This is a genomic window from Robbsia sp. KACC 23696 (assembly GCF_039852015.1).
Lineage (GTDB): Bacteria > Pseudomonadota > Gammaproteobacteria > Burkholderiales > Burkholderiaceae > Robbsia.
The window spans coordinates 879,472-896,589 of the sequence record NZ_CP156626.1 but is presented as its reverse complement, the minus strand read 5'-3'; the positions used below and the strand labels follow the sequence as shown (position 1 = coordinate 896,589).

Sequence of the window (17,118 nt, the reverse complement as noted above, 5' to 3'; positions counted from 1 at the left end):
ACCGGTTCCGCCGCTATCATAGGGGCGAGCCGGTAGACAGAACCCGCCAGGCGTCATGCCGGCGGGTTTTTTTATTTTCAGGAGAGCGTGGTGGCTGCCATCCGCATGATCGCCGGGCTGGGCAATCCCGGACCGGAATACGAAGACACACGGCATAACGCCGGATTTTGGCTCGTCGACCAACTCGCGCGCGAAGCGGGCGCGACACTGCGTGTCGAGCCACGCTTCAATGCACTGGTGGCGCGCGCGCGGCTCTATGGCGACGAGGTCTGGCTGATCCAGCCGCTGACCTTCATGAATCTGTCGGGCCAATCGGTCGGCGGTCTGGCGCGGTTCTACAAGATTCTGCCCGATGAAATTCTCGTCGCCCACGACGAGCTCGATCTGGCGCCTGGCATCGCGCGATTCAAACGCGGCGGCGGCAGCGGCGGCCATAACGGTTTGAAGGACATCAGCGCGAAGCTGGGGACGCAGGACTACTGGCGCTTGCGTATTGGCATTGGCCATCCGCGCGATCTGATACCCGGTTCGGCCGGCAAACCCGATGTCGCGAATTTCGTCCTGAAACCGCCGCGCCGCGAGGAACAGGCAGACATCGATGCATCGATCGATAAAAGCCGCGCCGTCCTGCCCACCTTCGTCAAAGGCGAGCAGGAGAAAGCGATGATGACGCTGCATCGCCAGTAAGCGGGGCATGTCAGACGGCCCATCCTCTCGCCGGCCCGATCGCAGAGACTCGGATCGCGCCCGGGCTGCCGACGCTAGCGGAAATCCCTGAGACAGAACAAGACTTTTTCCTATTGGACTGGCCCTTTATCGCTGATTGAATAGGTCTGGGGCGATGGCACGGCCAGCAGCGATCGCTGTTCCTGTCATTGCAACCCTTCTTTATTCGCAGTGCTAATAAAAAAGGTCCGATATGACGTATTCCAAACAACGGCGCTTACTTCTGCGATCGATCGCCCCCGTCGGCACTGCGGCAGCATTAGGCACTCTGGGTCTGCTGGGAGGATGCGGGGACGGCAGCTCTGGGAGCAAGCGGGACGTCGTGACCGAAGCGCTGCGCGACGTATGTCTTCCGCCGCTGCCGATCCCAGCAGTCGATGTCGACGCCGTTCGAGCCACCCTTGCGCAGTCCTTTCTGGAAGGCGACGACACGAATCAAGCCGATACCTTCCGCAACGTCGACCTGCTTCACACAACGCGTCCCATCGCGCAAAACCGCTGCCGCGGTGATGCATTGGAACGGGACCCCCGCTTCGATCTCAGCGATCTGCGCTATACGTATGACGCACAGTCGCAAAGCGTCGACAACTACATGGCGCGTAATCGTACTGCCGGTCTATTGGTACTCAAAGACGGCAAGGTCGTGCTCGAGCGGTACGGCATGGGGCAAACGGAAACCGCGAAATGGACATCGTTTTCCCTGACAAAGTCCTTTACCGGGACGCTGGCGGGCGCGGCCGTCCAGGACGGCCAGTTGGCATTATGGCAATCGGTGGCGCATTATCTAGGCCGTGACGCAACGGGCCGCTACGCCGACGTGCCGATCGAGAACCTGCTGCGGATGCGATCCGGTATCGGATGGCAAGAGCTGGACATCTCGCGTCTCGGGCAGGTGTTTCTACCCATGTTGACCTTGAATGCCGGCCGAAAAGGCGATGTGATCTCGGCGGTGGTTCAGCAAGTACAGGAACTTTCCCAAGACGCCGGGGCGTCGGCATTTCGCTATAGCACGCCCGATAGCATCATGCTGGGCGCGGTGATCCAGGCCGCGACGGGGCAGCCCCTGAATGCCTATCTGCAAGAAAAGATCTGGGAGCCGGCCGGAATGGCCTACGACGGCTATTGGCTATCGGAATCCACGGAAGGGATTGAAATCGGCGGGGCCGGTATCAGTGCGACATTGCAAGATTTTGGACGCTTCGGGCAGTTCATCCTGACAGGCGCGAAAGGACGCGACGGCAAATCGATCTTACCGCCAGGCTGGGCGCGATCCGCCTATTTCAGCGGACCTGGCGGTGGACCTGGGCAGTTTGTCCGGGTCAGTGAAGAAGAGCCGCACGGTTATGGCTATCAATGGTGGATTGTCAGCCCGGACGACGCCGGCCGTCCCGCCGATACGCGACCACCGATCTTCTACGCGAGTGGGCTGATGGGACAGCGGATCTTTATCGACCCGGTCAGCAATGTCGTCATGGTGATACTGAGTGCCTGGCCCATGATGGATCTGCTGTACGCCGAACGGAATATCCAGACGCTGGCATTGCTGAGGGCGACGATTCAGAGGCTGTCGTAGTGCCGCCAGGCACGCGACATGAGAGGGGGCTAATCGACCAGCACATGATCCCCGGCCGCGTTGACCGGGTCGGCATCGCCTGCGTAACACCCTCGCCCCACTGCTCGCATGATGACGCCCACTTGATCACGCGTGGGCTTACAAATCAAGCCTCGTCGGAGGTCGTGGTTGTCGGCGATTCCGGCGCGTCCTGCTTCGTCAAACGCGCATATTTATGCAATAGCATTTCCCGCGACTCGACATGGTTCGGATCCAGGGGAATGCATTCTACCGGGCACAACATCTGGCACTGCGGCTCATCGAAATGCCCGACGCACTCGGTACATTTGTCCGGATCGATCTCGTAGATCTCCACCCCCATGCTGATCGCATGGTTAGGACAAGCCGGCTCGCACACATCGCAGTTGATACATTCGTCAGTGATTATGAGCGACACGTGTTCACCACTTTTTCTTTACTGTCCAAGAAGTCAAAAACCTTCAGAAGATGAGGGAATTATCATCGCTTCATCGCATGTCCCAAGCGATACATGCTCGCGTCCCGCATCGGTTCAACCATGCACCGCGGGGTAGGCACGACTGCCCGCGTCGTTGCTGCATCCCATATTGTGCGCCACAGTCCCCCTGCCGTCCAATAGCAAAGGCGCTCATCGAAGCGGCCACTAAGCGCACGGTCGTGCCGCCGCCCCATTAATGCGATCTATTTTTGTAGTCTGAAAATCGATGCCGGTGACAATAGACACGCCGCTTCGTGACTATAATGATCCGTCTCTTCCTATCGGAGCGGTGATGCCTGTGCAATGCATATTTCAATTAAACGGGCAGAAGACATCGATGTTCGTTTGCCAAGGGTTCGGCGCAGTCATCGCGTTCTCCGGGACGGACAAATACATCAATAAGCCCGACGCGACCGCCATCGTCGGTAATGGCCCGATTCCAAAGGAAGCGCGGAAATTTTCGACTCCACCCCAACGGCCGTTTCGGTGTCAGTGAGGGATGTATTTACCTGATATCGCAGGCACAATTCGACCGATTACGCCGCTACCTCCTATCGCAAAAGCCTACAACGATACCGGGTACCAGCATTCCCTACTACGGTATGGTCGAGGTCCGATGACAACGGTTCTACGTATTGTCTTAGTCGCGGTCATTACGCCGATCGTCTTTCTGGGAATCACGCGCTCCGACGCCGTCGCCCGCTGGATCGTAAGCGCCCTCGTGTGGAGCGCATTGACGCCGCTGTTCCGCATAACGGGTGCATTTGGAAGCGAGGGTGAAGAAAACGTGATCTTCGGTTTATTGGCTGCGGTTAGTGTGCTGATCGCAATCGCATTGGTATGGATCGCGTCGACGCTCATCATCGCGATGACACGTTCCGGATATCGCTGACGTAGAGCGCGAACGCGGGCTTGGACCGACGTGCCCTTCCGACGAACTAGCATCACCTCAATGGCTCTCTGCGATCGAGAACGTGCACTTTTGTGGTTCGCCGGTGCAGAGATAGCGAACATCGCCCCACCCGCTCACATCCCGCTTCCATCGTTCGCCTCTCGGTACGATCTTGCTGACGAGATCATCGTCCCTGCGGCCAGCGCTCAGGCGCATCAACAAGGACCCACCGCGGGTCAGATCGTAGCGACAGCCGACGAATTCGCTGATCCCGGGTTTCGGCGCCGTCGCCCCCGCATGGCGTTTCTTATCATCGAGCGGGCGAATCCACACCTTCTGGAACTGCCGAACCTCTTGCGCATCTGACTGCATAACGCCGACCCATTGGAGACCGCTGGCCGTTCGGGCCGTAACGACTGCATCGAGCTTCTTCATGTCCGCAAGCTGCGGACAATGTTCGACGCGAGACTGTACCGATGTCGGCGCCTGCGCCTGCGTCGTGATCGACGCGAAGCCCAGCGCGCCGGAAAGCGCCACGCTGGCGATCGTGGCAAAACGGATCGAATCTTTCAAGGGCGGTTTCTCTATTTCCGCACCGCGATGCGGTGACGTGCTTCCAATAGATATCGGTAGCATCAAAAGAGTAGGCTAAGCCCAGAAACCTCGATAGGTCCACCGGTCTGAGCGCGCAGTGCGCGCACTCACGCTGACCGTTCGGCCAGGGCACACCGCATCGGAGACGCGTCGACGGTTAAAGCACGCGACGGCGAGGCAGATAATCAGGACTACGATGTAATAACAAAGCAAGCCGTCATGCATGTTTATCCATGACGGCAGAAACATCGATCTATCAGCGCGCCCACGGCCCGGAAAGCGCGGCCTCGCGCGCATCGACAGCGCCAGGTGGCGCCGCCAGCGCACACGCGTCGCCTGCAACGGACCAAAACAGGCCTTGCCGTTTCAGTTGCCGAGATCGGTCTTGGCGACCTTCTCTTTCAGACGCGCTTCCACCGACGGGAAAACGAATTTACTGACATCGCCGCTGAGCAACGCCACTTCGCGGACCATATTCCCCGAAATGAATTGATACTGCTCCGAAGGCGTCATGAACATCGTTTCGACATCGGGCAACAAATGCCGGTTCATCCCGGCCAGTTGAAACTCGTATTCGAAGTCCGATACCGCTCGCAAGCCCCGAACGATAATCCGTCCGTTCACCTTGCGAACAAAATCCTTCAGCAGGCCGGAAAACCCTTCCACCTGCACATTCGGATAGTGGCCCAACACGTCCCGTGCAATTTCCAGACGCTCGTCGAGCGAGAAAAAGGGGCCCTTGCGCTTGCTGGCGGCCACGCCGACGACCAAATGGTCGAACATCGACGAGGCGCGTCGCACGAGATCTTCATGGCCCCGCGTAAAGGGGTCGAACGTGCCGGGATATACCGCAATGATCATTGTCTCTTCTCCGCGTCGGCTCGCAAGGCCGCTCCTGTACCGGTGATGCCGCGCACGATCAGCTCGTCGTGCTGCGTTGCAGTAAGTGATAATGTACCGCACCCGCGACACCTTGATGTGACACTTCCCATCCATCACGCGTCAAAGTGGACCATGCCTGCGCCAGCGGGCTGTTCGGATCCAGCGTCAGCGATGCGGGCCCCTTTTTCTTGACCGGCAGCGGCGAAAGCGGTACCGGCGCCTCCACATAAATCTTTCCGTGCGGCGTACAGACCCGCGCCGCCGCGACTAATGCGGACGGCAAGGCGCTGCTGTCGAACGGCGGATCGAGAAACACCAGATCGACGCTGGCCGGCGCCATGCTCGACAACAGGCGCCCGCCATCGGCCTCCACTACGTCGACTCCGCGCGCCTCCAGCTTGTCCTTCACCGCGCGCAATTGCGCCGCGACGCGAGGATGACGCTCGATCAGCCGTACCAAGGCCGCACCACGCGACGCGGCTTCGAAACCGAGCGCCCCGCTGCCGGCAAAGACATCGACGCAGCGCCAGCCATTCAAATCCTGTCCGAGCCAGTTGAAAAGCGTCTCACGAACGCGATCCGGTGTCGGCCGCAGCCCCTCGGCATCGATCACTGCCAGCGGCGTCCGCTTCCACTGTCCGCCAATAATCCGGACCTGCTGCGCGACGCCACGCGGGCGGTTGATCGCGGCGCCACCCGTTTTGGCGGCGGGGCCGCCGGCGCGCGACGGCGCATTGCCGGGAGAAGACGAACGAGGCATGTAAGGAAAGTCCACTGAAAGCAAAACCGGATTATCGCAGGTTCGGCGCGCCGCGGGCCGTCGCACCCTCGCCGCCTGTGGCGACGGTGCGTCGCGCCGCTCGGCACGCGCGTCGGAAGGACGCGTCGAGACGTGCAATACCCACCCGCGCGCGATGCTTATCCACGCGGCTGTCGGCCGCCACGGTTTCCTTATAATGGGCAACTTTCGCCATTTGGAGCACCGTCATCGCGATGGATTTCGCCACACTGGACGCGCCGCTGGCTCATTGGGCATCGCAGTTCCCCAACCGCATCGCGCTCGATGACGGCACCCGACAACTGACCTTCGCCGCGCTGCATCGCGCGGTAAGCGCCCGCGCGGCTTATTTGCGGGACATCGCCGCGCCGCAGCATGTGTGGCTCGACGCGGCGCTCTGGGCCGACGCGCCGGAAACGGACGCGCAGACCGCATTGGCGCGCGACCCCGCGGATTCGGAAGCAGGCGGCACGGCAGCAGCGGCGGCCAGTCACGACGACCCCATCGCGCGACTACGGGATTTTCTCGCGATCATCCATAGCGGACGTGCCGCCGCCGTGGCCGACGACGACTGGCCGCAAGCGGTACGCGGCCGCCTCGCCGACGCGCTCGCCGATACCCCGTCGACGCTAGCCGCACCGTCGCCGCTGACACCGTTCTACGTCGGCTTCACCTCGGGCAGCACCGGCTTGCCGAAGGGGTTTCGCCGGCATCATCGTTCTTGGGTGGAAAGCCTGCGCGCCGCGCTCGATGCATTCGGCCCAGGCGCCCAGTCTCGCGTGTTCTGTCCCGGACGCCTGTCCCATTCGCTCTTTCTGTTCGGCGCCTTGCAGGGCCTGTGGACAGGCGCCGGGGTCGTCTTACAGCCGCGATTTTCTGCTGCGCGTGCTTTGCAGACGCTGCGTGACGGGGAACATTGCGTGGTCGCAGTACCCAGCCAATTGGCCCTTATGCTGGACGTGGCGGCACGGCGCAAACTGGCGCCGCTGGAAGGCGTGACACTGGTGATGATCAGCGGCGCGCGATGGATGCGCGAACGGACGCCCGCGCTGCGCGCGCTGTTTCCGAATGCGCGGATCATCGAGTTCTATGGCGCGTCCGAAACCAGTTTCGTCGCGTGGACCGATGCCGACGACGCGCTGCCTGGTGCCGTCGTCGGACGCCCGTTCGCGACGGTCGATCTCCGCATCGCCCCACTGCAACCGCCGTCCACCGATGGCGCCGGCTTGATCTTCGTGCGCAGCCCGATGCTCTTCAACGACTACGTTTATGCCGCTGCCGCAGGCACAATCGACGACACTGCCGCCGTCCGGGAAACGGGCGACGCGCAAGGCGATTGGTTGTCGGTACGGGACGTCGGATATCTCGATGACGTCGGCCGTCTGTGTTTGATCGGCCGCGCAAAGCGCATGCTCGTAACGCAAGGAAAGAACCTGTTTCCCGAGGAAGTGGAAGCGGTGCTGCGCGCGCATCCGTGGGTGGACGATGCGTCGGTGCATGGCGTGCCGGACGCGATTCGCGGTCGTGCCCTCGTGGCTGCCGTCCGATGGCGACAGAATGCGGGACCATCGGACAACGCCCTAATGGATGAAACGATTGGCGCCGCTATCGCCGATGGCGACACCGATCTGCCGCCCAGCGCCGCCGAATTGGCGCGTTGGTGCCGTGCGCGGCTCGAACCCTACAAGACCCCCCGTCGCTTTTTTGTCTGCACGGACAACACGGCCTGGCCTTGTACGACCAGCGGCAAGACCGACCATCCGACCCTGGCCGCACGGCTCGATCGCGCCTGTGCGGCGCAAGCCGCTATCGCCGCGCAAGCATCGGCCGGATCGCAACGATCCACCGAAACCATTGAACCGGCCGATCCAGCATCCGATAGTCTGCGCCCGCTATGAACGATATCGACGACCCCATCGTTCTGGCCGGCTGGGCGCGCAGTGCCGTGGTGCCCGTGGATGGCGCCTTTGGCGACCTGACGCCCGCTGCGCTAGGCGCGCCGGTCATCCTAGCAGCGCTGGCGAAGGCGGGAATCGTCGGCGCGCAGGTGGATACCGTGGTGGCTGGCAACGCGCTGGGGGCCAATGGCAATCCGGCGCGGATGCTGGCACTGGCGGCGGGGCTGCCGGACGCCTGCGCCGCCTTCTCCCTCGACAGCCAATGCTGCGCCGGGCTGGATGCCGTCACCGTCGGTGCAGGCCTGATCGCGTCGGGTACGGCATCGATCGTCGTGGCGGGCGGGGTTGAAGCATGGAGTCGCGCACCGATCCGCGCCCATCGTCCTGCCCGCTCCGATGATCCGCACGAACCGCCGCGCGTCTACGAACGTCCTGCGTTCGCCCCCGACCCGGCGCGCGATCCGGACTTGTTCGCGGCGGCCGCCGACTACGCCCGACAGCGCCGATGGACGCGCGAGGCACAGGATCGCTACGCGATCGCCATGCATGGCCGCGCACGCGCCCATGCCGCCGAGTGCGCCAATGAAATCGTGCGCATCGCCGGTATCGATGCCGACCGTTATCCCCGCACGCTGACCGCCGAACGCGCCGCGCGGATGCCACTGGCGATGCGTGCGGACGGCTTGGGACATGGCCTCGGCCTCAGCCCAAGCGACCGTATCGTCGACATCGATGCCGACGACCCACGCTATGCGCAAAGTCGCATCGCGGTATCGCCGCGCGCGGACGGTGCCGCCTTTGTGGTGTTAATGCGTGCATCGACGCACCACACGGTGCGCGCCCACTTGGCGCAGACAAACGCGCCGCGGCTTATCTGGCGCGGCGGCCAATCGCTGGGCGGAAAGCCCGAGCAACCGATGCTCGCCGCGGGACTGGCGGCCAACGCGCTGCTCCAGCGCCACGGCCTATCGGCGCAGGCATTGCACACGATCGAACTGCATGATGCGTTTGCATCCCAGGCGTTCGCGTTTGCCGAGCAATTGGGGATCGACGTGATGCAATTGAACCGGCGTGGCGGTGGCATCGCGCGTGGACATCCCATCGGCGCCTCGGGTGCGATCGCGTTGGTGCGGATGGCAACGGATCTGCTCCGCGATGGGAAAACCGGCGATCTCGGCCTGGCCGCGATTGCCGGCGCAGGCGGCCTGGGCGCCGCGGCCTTGCTCGCGCGCGACGATGCTGTCCTCTAGCCGATTTCGGTAAAGAAATCGTCGACTGCGAGACGGGCGGTGCGACAGGTATTGACCGGCGCCGTCGGGTCGCGATAACCCAAGGCCATGCCGCACACCAGAAGGCGGCTGTCCGGAAACCCAAGGGACGCACGGATAAGGCGCGGGAAATGCGCCATCGCCCCAATCGCGCAACTGGCGATGCCCTCGGCCTCCGCCGCGACCATCAGGCCATGCAACATCATGCCCAGGTCCATATAGCCGCCCGCGCCGAGTCTCGAATCGATCGTCACCAGCAGCGCGACCGGCGCATCGAAAAAGCAGAAATTGCGCGTGAACTGTTCGGCACGACCGACGCCGTCATCGCGGGCCACGCCCAGCGCCTGATACAGCGCCTGGGCGGCGGCCACCTGGCGTCGCCGCAGCGTGTGCGGCATCGGATCCGGAAAATAACCGTAGTCTTCCGGCTCGTGCAGACCCGCACGATGCGCGTCGCACAAGGCGGCGCTCAACGTCGCCCGTGCCGCGCCCTTGACGTGAACGATCTCGCCCGGTTGCAGATTCGCACCGCTCGGCGCGCGCCGCGCAACGGCGAGCAAGTGCCTGAGCATGCCGTCCGGCAAGGGCGTCGACAGAAACTGGCGAGTCGAACACCGCGTCAGCAGCGGATGGCCACTATCGATCGCGAACGGCGCGTCGGCGCCGCGCGGCATGACGGCGCTTTGCGTCGGCACGCTTTCGGACAGAGCGCTTTCCGGCAGTCGGTTCATTCGGCCTCCGACGCGCGCGACACTCCCTCCTCCGCGATCTCGCTGGCACCGACGACGACGCGCACCTGACGCGCCGGATCGATCCAGCGTGCAAAGGTCTCCCGCGCTTGCGCGTAGCGCACCTCCAGCACCGAGTCGACCCACGTCTGGATACGATTCAACGGCAAGCCCTCGAAGCCGATGTCGGCGGCCTGCCGCAGCAGTTTCGCATTCGAATCCAATGCGAGATCCCGACCCTCGACCATTTCGGTGCGCGTTCGGAGATAGAGGTCCTGCAGCATCGCCTGATCGGACAGCGCATCGCCGACAAACGCACGCAAGGTATCGCGGATCGCCTGATCGCAGCGGCGCGCCTGATCCGCCCGCGTCTTCACGACGATGCGATGCTCGCCCACTCGCGACGCATACAGCGTGCTGGACACCTCGTATGCCAATCCCAAGCGCTCCCGAACCGTATCGTTCAACATCCAGGAAAACATGCGATTGGCGAGCATCAACGGAAAATAATCGGGATGCCCGATTCCCGGCGTCAAGGCGCCAATCAGCAGATGCGCCTGACTGGCCGGATGCGCGATCCATTGCTCGCCCGCTTTTGCCGACGGCCCGGCGTCGATGCGCAGATCGGCCAGCGCCGCGTCGAGCGCGGCGCCTCGAATCACCGAGGGCGCATCGATTACGGTCGCTTTCGATCTGACTGTCGACACGTCCGCACCCGGTGCGGTGGCGGGAAGCGCCAAGGCCAATTGCTCGGCCAAGGCCTTGGCATCGTCGGCGGATAGATCGCCGACGATCGTGAGAACCGCGCGATCGCGCGTCAGATATTGCCGATGAAACGCGCGCAGATCCGCCGTCGTAATATTTTCCAGGCTCTCGACATCGGGCAGGCGTCCATAGGGATGATCGCCATAAAGCGCCTGCGTCAGACGCAGGTTCGCCAGTTGCTCCGGATCGATCAATTGCTCCTCGGCGAACGCCAGCAAGCGATCCTGTTCTCGCGCGATCGGCCGCGCGGCCCACGACGGCACCGCCAGCATCGCGCTGGTCAGCGCGATCGCATGCCGCAGCAACACCGGATGCGACAAGGCCCGCAGTCCGACCGACAAACGGTCCGCCTGCGCGTCCGCGGCCACCTTTGCACCGATGCGATCGAATGCATGCTCCGCGGCTTCTTCGCGCATGGCAGGCAAGGTTTCGTCGCCGTACGGGCCTACCGCGCGGTAGGCTTTCTGCCCCGTCAACAGCACGCTGGCCAGCAGATCGGCCAGCCCCGATTTGCCTGGCGGATCGAATACGCTACCCGCCGCAAAGTCGATATTGATATCCACGATCGGCACTTCGCGACGCGGCACGAAGAATACCGGTACACCGCTTGCACTGGTCCACTGTTCGATCACCCGCCCGTCCCCTCGCCTTTTCCAACTTTTCCGACGCGTGACGGTGCCGGCTCGTTTTCCGCGACATCCGCATCGTCGCCGCCGTCATCGTTGGGCATCAGCACGGCCACCGTCATCGTTTCCGGTTTGAAGTAACGCTGCGCCACCGATTGCACTTGCGCCGCCGTGACCGCGGCAAGACGCGCATCGATCGCACGCGCATCGTCGCCAAAACCCAGCATTGCAAGGCGCCCCACTTCCTCGGCTTGCTCGAACACGGAATCGGCGCGATACAAGCGCGACGCCATCATCTGCATCCGCACGCGCTGCAGCGCCGCTTCGTCGACGCCATCGCGCGCGACGGCCGCCACCGCGTCGCACAAGGCGCGCTCGACGCGGGCCGGCGTGACATCGGCCGTGCAGACTGCGCCGATCGTAAACAGCCCCGGGGCACGCATCAGGTAATCGAACGAGGCCCACGCCTCGTCGGCCAGCCGACGCTTGCGGACAATCGCCGTTTCCAGCACGCGGCCCCAGTCCAGCAGCTCGGCCAGAATCGCCAGCGCGAAAACGTCTTCGTCGATGGCTTGCTGCTCCGCGGTGCCGCCGGGCTGCGCCCGATGCAGGCGCGGCGCCTTGAAGCCCAGCGCCAACTGCGGCGTGGGCACATGCGCGCGCGCCGCCACGCGTCGCGTGCCACCCTGTTCGGGTTCACGCTGCGCACGCCGCGTCGGCACCGGCGCCGACGCCTCGTTCGGGATGACGCCATAGTGCGTTTGCGCCAGCGCCAGCACCTGATCCGGCACGACGGCACCGGCCACCACGAGTACGGCGTTCTCCGGGCGATACCATCGGCGATACCAGTCACGGGCATCGTCGGCCGTCATCGACTCGAGATCGCTCATCCAGCCGATGATCGGCCAGCGCTGCGGCGAAGCGTGAAAGGCGGTGGCATACAGCTGCTCGAAGAGCAGCCCGCTCGGGTCGTCGTCGGTGCTCTGCCGGCGCTCCTCCATGATCACGCGGATCTCCCGCGCGAACTCGGCATCGTCGATGGCGAGGCGCGTCATCCGCTCGGCCTCCAGCGCCATCACCGCCCCCAGATGTCGGGCGGGCGCTTCCACCGTATAAGCGGTATAGTCCGTCCACGTCAACGCGTTCGCGTACGCGCCGAGCGCCTGCATCTGCTTGTCGTATTCGCCGGGTCCGTATCGGTTCGTGCCATTGAACATCATGTGCTCGAGAACGTGCGCGACGCCGGTCACGCCGCTGGTCTCATCGATGGACCCGGCGCGATACCAGAGCGAATGTGCCACGACCGGCGCCCGATGATCCTCTAGTACGTAGACCGTCAGACCATTATCCAAACGATGCACGGACAACGGCGCACCCGCGGCAACTGGCGCGACAGCGAGTTCCGCCAGTGCGACGTCAAGATCCATCGTTACCTCTCTGTTAGAATACTGGGCGCTTGCGCGTTGCTTTCCGGATTTCACAAATGTTCAGTTTTTTCAAACGCTTCGGCCGCTCTCAGCAGGACAGCAAGGATAACGCGGAACAGAAGCGCGATGATACGCCGCCACAGGCGCCAGCGCAGCCTACCCCCGCGGTTACCGACGCCGATGTGCAACATCAGCCATCGGTGCCTGTTGTCACGCCCGCACCGCCCGTTTTCACACCGCCGCCCGCGGCCCCGGTAACGGCGCCGACGCAGCCGCCTGCACCGTCCATCGCGCCGACGCAGGAGGCTTCGCACGCCGCTGCGGCACCCGCGTTCGTGCCGCCGACGGCCGGTTCGCCTCTCGTGCCGACCGTGCCGACGCCGCCTGTCGTGCCGACGGCACCCAGTGCACCGGCTAGCGACACGTCTGCGCAAGCCCCGGCTCCGGAGGCAAACGGCCAGCTCGATGCCCCACCTGCCGCGGCGCAGATCATCGCGCCGACGCCTGCTACGCTTGTCACGCCTGCCGCAGCTGCAGCGCCTGTCATGCCTGCCGCACCACCTGTCACGCTAACCGCACCTGCCGCGCCCAGCGCAGCCGTGCCGCCAGCGAGCGTAAGCCCGGTCGCCGCGGTAACCGCGCCCGCGCCGGCGGTCCGCGACGTATTCGAGATCGTACCGCCGCCGGAGCCGGAGCCGGCCGCGAAGCAATCCTGGCTGCAACGCCTGCGCGGCGGTCTGTCCCGCACGTCGTCCAATCTGACGACGCTGTTCGTCGGGGTCAAGGTCGACGAAGCGCTGTTTGAGGAATTGGAAGACGCGCTACTGCTTTCCGATGCCGGCGTGGAAGCCACGCAATTCCTGATCAACGGTCTGCGCCAGAAAGTCCGCAACGACCGTCTGACGGAGGGCTCGCAAGTCAAGGCCGCGCTTCGCAGCCTGCTCGTGGATCTGCTGAAGCCGCTGGAGCGCTCCATCACGCTGGGCCGCGAACAGCCGATGGTCATGATGATTACCGGTGTGAACGGTGCAGGCAAGACCACCAGCATCGGCAAACTGGCCAAGCATCTGCAGAAATACGGGCAGTCCGTGCTGCTGGCCGCCGGCGATACCTTCCGCGCGGCGGCGCGCGAGCAACTCGTCGTCTGGGGTCAGCGCAACAACGTCACCGTAATCGAGCAAGAAGGCGGCGATCCGGCCGCCGTCATCTTCGACGCCGTGAATGCCGCGCGCGCGCGGAAGATCGATATCGTCATGGCCGACACCGCCGGCCGCTTGCCCACCCAGTTGCACCTGATGGAAGAACTGCGGAAGGTGAAACGCGTCACCGCGAAAGCGATGGACGGCGCGCCGCATGAAGTGCTGCTGGTGCTGGATGCCAATACCGGGCAAAACGGCTTGGCGCAGGTCAAGGCGTTCGACGACGCGATCGGCTTGACCGGACTGATCGTCACGAAGCTGGACGGTACCGCGAAAGGCGGCATCCTCGCCGCGATCGCGCGGCAGCGCCCGGTACCGGTGTACTTCATCGGCGTCGGTGAATCGGTCGACGATCTGCAACCGTTCTCGGCGGTCGAATTCGCCGATGCGCTGCTCGGCTGAGACGCCGCAACCAACACCGATGCACAAAAAAACGCGGGAAAGGCCGGCGACGCTCGCCGGTCCTTCCCGCGTTTCGACTTTAGACGACCTTAACGCTGAACTCGCCGACGCCGTCGACAACGCCGTGCATCACGTCGCCCCGTACGATCTTGCCGACCCCTTCCGGCGTACCGGTCATGATCAAATCGCCGGGGAACAGTTCAAACAGACCCGACAGATACTCGACGGTTTCCGCAACCGACCAGATCATGTCGGACAGATCGCCGCGCTGACGCTCTTCGCCATTGACGGACAGGAAGATGGCGCCCTTCGACGGATGGCCGATATCGGCGGCACGATGGATCGGCCCGATCGGTGCCGAATGATCGAAACCCTTCGCCGTTTCCCAAGGACGACCCAGCTTCTTCGAGGCGGCCTGCAGATCACGACGCGTCATGTCCAGACCCAGCGCGTAACCGTAGACGTGATCTAGCGCTTCCGCGGCGGGAATATTCTTTCCGCCCTTGCCGATGGCCGCCACCAGCTCCAGCTCGAAATGCACGTCGTCGGATTTCGTCGGATAGGGGAAAGCGCCTTCGCTACCCGGAGCCACATAGACGACGGCGTCGGCCGGCTTGCTGAAGAAGAACGGCGGCTCGCGGTCCGGATCATGGCCCATTTCGCGCGCGTGTGCCGCGTAGTTGCGGCCGACGCAATAGATTCGGCGCACCGGAAAGTCGGCGTTGGCGCCGGCCACAGGAACCGCGGCTTGAACCGGGGGTTCGATAACATAAGCCATCACAAGTCTCCCAAGAACATCTTAAAAAACGATCGAATCGGAATAGGGGGAAAGCCGCGCATCGACGGGACGGCGCACGAACGTGCCGGCAGTCTTGCCGATGAAAGCGCTATAGTACTCGCGACAGCCGTCTTTTACCGAACTTGAACTTTATGCACCCGCCTTCCCCTGCCAGTGCCGCCGGCGCGCCCCCTGATCCGCAGCGCAGCCCCTCTGCCGGCGAGCCGTTTCGCTGTGCTCACCTGATCAAGGAAATCGGCCGTGGCGCCCGCGGCGCGCGTGCCTTGTCGCGCGAGGATACCGAAACGCTGTTCACCGCGATCCTGGACGACCGCGTGGACGACGTCGCGCTCGGCGCGCTGTTGATGGCTTACCGGATCAAGGGCGAAACGCCCGACGAACTGGCGGGCATGCTCGCTGCAGCCCAAACGCGCGTGAACGCGATCGCTTTTCCGCACGGCGCCATACCGGTGCTGTCGGCATCCGCGTCGGGCGCCACGAGATCGCCTCATTTCCGCCCGGTATCGATCCCGTCGTACAACGGGGCCCGGAAGATGGCGAACCTGGTCCCCTTGCTCGCGGCTTTGCTGGCGCAACGGGGGGTGCCGGTCGTTGTCCACGGCGTGCGAACGGACCCGGGCCGCGTCACCAGCGCCGCGATATTTACCGCGATGGGACTGCCGCCCGCCGAATCGGCAGCTGATGCCGGCGCTCTGCTTCACGCGGGCAAGCCGGTGTTCATGCCAATCGATGTATTGTCGACAGGACTGGATCGCCTGCTGCGTCTGCGCGCCAAGATGGGCGTACGCAACAGCGCGCATACGCTGGTGAAACTGCTGGATGTGTTTGCCTATGCCGCCGGCGAAAGTGGCGTGCGGCTGGTCAATTATACGCATCCGCCCTACCGGGACAGCCTCGCGGGCCTGTTTCAAGCGCATCCGTTTCTGGCGCGAGGCGATATCTTGCTCGCGCGCGGCACCGAGGGCGAAGCCGTGGCGGATGTCCGGCGCCAGGTGCAGATCGACCGGCTGCGGGACGGCGCGGCCGATGTGCTGGTGAATCCCAGCCGGAGCGACGATCTGCCCACCGATCCGGCATCGCTGCAGTTGCCGGACGCGGCCCAGGCGATGGACGCGCAAGCGACGGCCGACTGGATCGGCAGCGCGCTTGCGGATCCGGCACGCGTGCCGGCCAGCATCGCCCGACAGGTCGAACAGATCGTCGACATCGCCGGACAAGCTTAGCCTAGCCCATACCGGTTCCCGGCAGCCGAAACAGACTGGCCGGGGGATGCCATGCCGGGCAGCGCTTCACGCCCGGGCGCCGACGTCTATTAGCGCGGGATCAGCGGAAGTTGTACTGCACGTAGATCTGGTGGAAGTCGATCCCCGGATTCGGGCTCTTGATACTTGCATTCGACAGATGCTGGAAGCGGTATCCCACCTGATACTGCTGGTGATTGCCGAACTTGACGCCGAGGCCGACCATGTCTGCAAACTGGAAGGCGGTGGACATCGTGTAAGTATCGGAAAGACGATCATGTGTCAGCAGTCGAACACCGACACCCGCTTCGACGTAAGGCCGCAAGGCGCCTGACGATTTTTCGAAGCGCAGGACCGGCGAGACACCGAACTCGCCAATCGTCTTGCGCGCACTGGTTCCGACATCCCAGTACACCGCGTGCGCTTCACCGACCGCGGCGAAATTCCATCCGCCGATGTGCCAGAACGTCCAATGCGGGTCCCATACCAAGCCCAGGTCGAATTTTTGCGTGTGCACTTCGTGATCGTTCGCGAAGCCGTAGGCAAACTGCGCCCCCCAGGTACTTTCCGCATGGGCCAACGTCGGACCACACGACATCATCGCTGCGCCCGCGATCAGCGCGCAGCGAAGCGCTACTTTCGTAATTGGCATCTACTGCTCCATCGTCTGCCTACCGCAGTGGAAGGACTGCGGTTGTTTTTTTGATTTAATTGCGTTATCAAACAGTTAATCGAAATGTCTGTCTGGGAACGCTTGGACGCATGTCGCTAGAAGCACTAGCGATCGCATGGACATGCTGGAATCATTCTAAGCACTTTGTGAC

At 63.5% G+C, this 17,118-nt stretch carries 16 protein-coding genes and 1 pseudogene; 8 read left to right on the top strand and 9 right to left on the bottom strand.

Annotated elements, in window-relative coordinates; all coding sequences use genetic code 11:
- Positions 1–105: 105 nt before the first annotated feature.
- Together pth and ABEG21_RS03625 are read left to right on the top strand one after the other, a co-directional pair.
- On the top strand, positions 106–687 hold the full coding sequence (pth, locus tag ABEG21_RS03630) for an aminoacyl-tRNA hydrolase (RefSeq protein ID WP_347556609.1): 582 nt from the start codon (positions 106–108) through the stop codon (positions 685–687).
- A gap of 232 nt (positions 688–919) precedes the next feature.
- Positions 920–2,299, top strand: coding sequence for a serine hydrolase (locus tag ABEG21_RS03625; protein ID WP_347555911.1), 1,380 nt, complete (start codon positions 920–922; stop codon positions 2,297–2,299).
- Positions 2,300–2,444: 145 nt separating this feature from the next.
- On the opposite strand, the gene ABEG21_RS03620 is transcribed toward ABEG21_RS03625, so the two are convergent.
- Positions 2,445–2,735, bottom strand: a complete 291-nt coding sequence (locus ABEG21_RS03620; protein ID WP_347555910.1) for a YfhL family 4Fe-4S dicluster ferredoxin — start codon at positions 2,733–2,735, stop codon at positions 2,445–2,447.
- Positions 2,736–3,087: 352 nt separating this feature from the next.
- Here ABEG21_RS03620 and ABEG21_RS03615 point away from each other — a divergent pair.
- Together ABEG21_RS03615 and ABEG21_RS03610 are read left to right on the top strand one after the other, a co-directional pair.
- Positions 3,088–3,415, top strand: a pseudogene (locus ABEG21_RS03615) (tlde1 domain-containing protein).
- The gene (locus ABEG21_RS03610) at positions 3,412–3,687 is read left to right on the top strand and encodes a hypothetical protein (RefSeq protein ID WP_347555909.1); all 276 of its coding nucleotides are present in this window, start codon (positions 3,412–3,414) and stop codon (positions 3,685–3,687) included. Before ABEG21_RS03615 ends, ABEG21_RS03610 begins: the two are co-directional and overlap by 4 nt.
- Positions 3,688–3,744: 57 nt before the next feature.
- On the opposite strand, the gene ABEG21_RS03605 is transcribed toward ABEG21_RS03610, so the two are convergent.
- From ABEG21_RS03605 to rsmD, 3 genes are all read right to left on the bottom strand, one after another.
- Positions 3,745–4,260, bottom strand: a complete 516-nt coding sequence (locus ABEG21_RS03605) for a DUF3757 domain-containing protein (RefSeq protein ID WP_347555908.1) — start codon at positions 4,258–4,260, stop codon at positions 3,745–3,747.
- Positions 4,261–4,647: 387 nt separating this feature from the next.
- A complete protein-coding gene (gene coaD / locus ABEG21_RS03600) occupies positions 4,648–5,142 on the bottom strand; it encodes a pantetheine-phosphate adenylyltransferase (RefSeq protein ID WP_347555907.1) in 495 nt (164 codons plus the stop codon).
- A 58-nt stretch (positions 5,143–5,200) separates the two neighbouring features.
- Entirely contained in the window at positions 5,201–5,923 is a 723-nt protein-coding gene (gene rsmD, locus ABEG21_RS03595) for a 16S rRNA (guanine(966)-N(2))-methyltransferase RsmD (protein ID WP_347555906.1), read from the bottom strand.
- A 233-nt stretch (positions 5,924–6,156) separates the two neighbouring features.
- Here rsmD and ABEG21_RS03590 point away from each other — a divergent pair, with 233 nt between their 5' ends.
- Both ABEG21_RS03590 and ABEG21_RS03585 read left to right on the top strand, forming a co-directional pair.
- A complete protein-coding gene (locus ABEG21_RS03590) occupies positions 6,157–7,839 on the top strand; it encodes an AMP-binding protein (protein WP_347555905.1) in 1,683 nt (560 codons plus the stop codon).
- Entirely contained in the window at positions 7,836–9,089 is a 1,254-nt protein-coding gene (locus tag ABEG21_RS03585) for an acetyl-CoA C-acyltransferase (RefSeq protein WP_347555904.1), read from the top strand. Before ABEG21_RS03590 ends, ABEG21_RS03585 begins: the two co-directional genes overlap by 4 nt.
- Here the strand turns inward: ABEG21_RS03585 and ABEG21_RS03580 are convergent.
- Genes ABEG21_RS03580 through ABEG21_RS03570 form a run of 3 tightly spaced genes read right to left on the bottom strand, consistent with a single transcriptional unit; the run spans position 9,086 to position 12,653 of the window.
- Complete coding sequence (locus tag ABEG21_RS03580) at positions 9,086–9,781, bottom strand: nitroreductase (protein ID WP_347556608.1); 696 nt, start codon at positions 9,779–9,781, stop codon at positions 9,086–9,088. The genes ABEG21_RS03585 and ABEG21_RS03580 overlap by 4 nt on opposite strands.
- Positions 9,782–9,834: 53 nt before the next feature.
- Positions 9,835–11,232 carry a pitrilysin family protein gene (locus tag ABEG21_RS03575; protein ID WP_347555903.1) on the bottom strand — a complete coding sequence of 466 codons (1,398 nt, stop codon included), beginning with the start codon at positions 11,230–11,232 and terminating at the stop codon, positions 9,835–9,837.
- Positions 11,229–12,653, bottom strand: a complete 1,425-nt coding sequence (locus tag ABEG21_RS03570) for a pitrilysin family protein (protein WP_347555902.1) — start codon at positions 12,651–12,653, stop codon at positions 11,229–11,231. The genes ABEG21_RS03575 and ABEG21_RS03570 overlap by 4 nt, the downstream gene beginning before the upstream one ends.
- Positions 12,654–13,141: 488 nt before the next feature.
- Here ABEG21_RS03570 and ftsY point away from each other — a divergent pair, with 488 nt between their 5' ends.
- Positions 13,142–14,254: a signal recognition particle-docking protein FtsY gene (gene ftsY / locus ABEG21_RS03565; RefSeq protein WP_347556607.1), complete on the top strand. Its 1,113-nt coding sequence runs from the start codon at positions 13,142–13,144 to the stop codon at positions 14,252–14,254.
- Positions 14,255–14,333: 79 nt separating this feature from the next.
- On the opposite strand, the gene ABEG21_RS03560 is transcribed toward ftsY, so the two are convergent.
- A complete protein-coding gene (locus ABEG21_RS03560; RefSeq protein ID WP_347555901.1) occupies positions 14,334–15,032 on the bottom strand; it encodes a fumarylacetoacetate hydrolase family protein in 699 nt (232 codons plus the stop codon).
- 152 nt (positions 15,033–15,184) lie between these two features.
- On the opposite strand from ABEG21_RS03560, the gene ybiB reads away from it, so the two are divergent.
- Positions 15,185–16,276, top strand: coding sequence for a DNA-binding protein YbiB (gene ybiB, locus ABEG21_RS03555; RefSeq protein ID WP_347555900.1), 1,092 nt, complete (start codon positions 15,185–15,187; stop codon positions 16,274–16,276).
- 100 nt (positions 16,277–16,376) lie between these two features.
- Here ybiB and ABEG21_RS03550 read toward each other — a convergent pair whose 3' ends face one another.
- On the bottom strand, positions 16,377–16,946 hold the full coding sequence (locus ABEG21_RS03550; protein ID WP_347555899.1) for an acyloxyacyl hydrolase: 570 nt from the start codon (positions 16,944–16,946) through the stop codon (positions 16,377–16,379).
- Positions 16,947–17,118 lie beyond the last annotated feature (172 nt).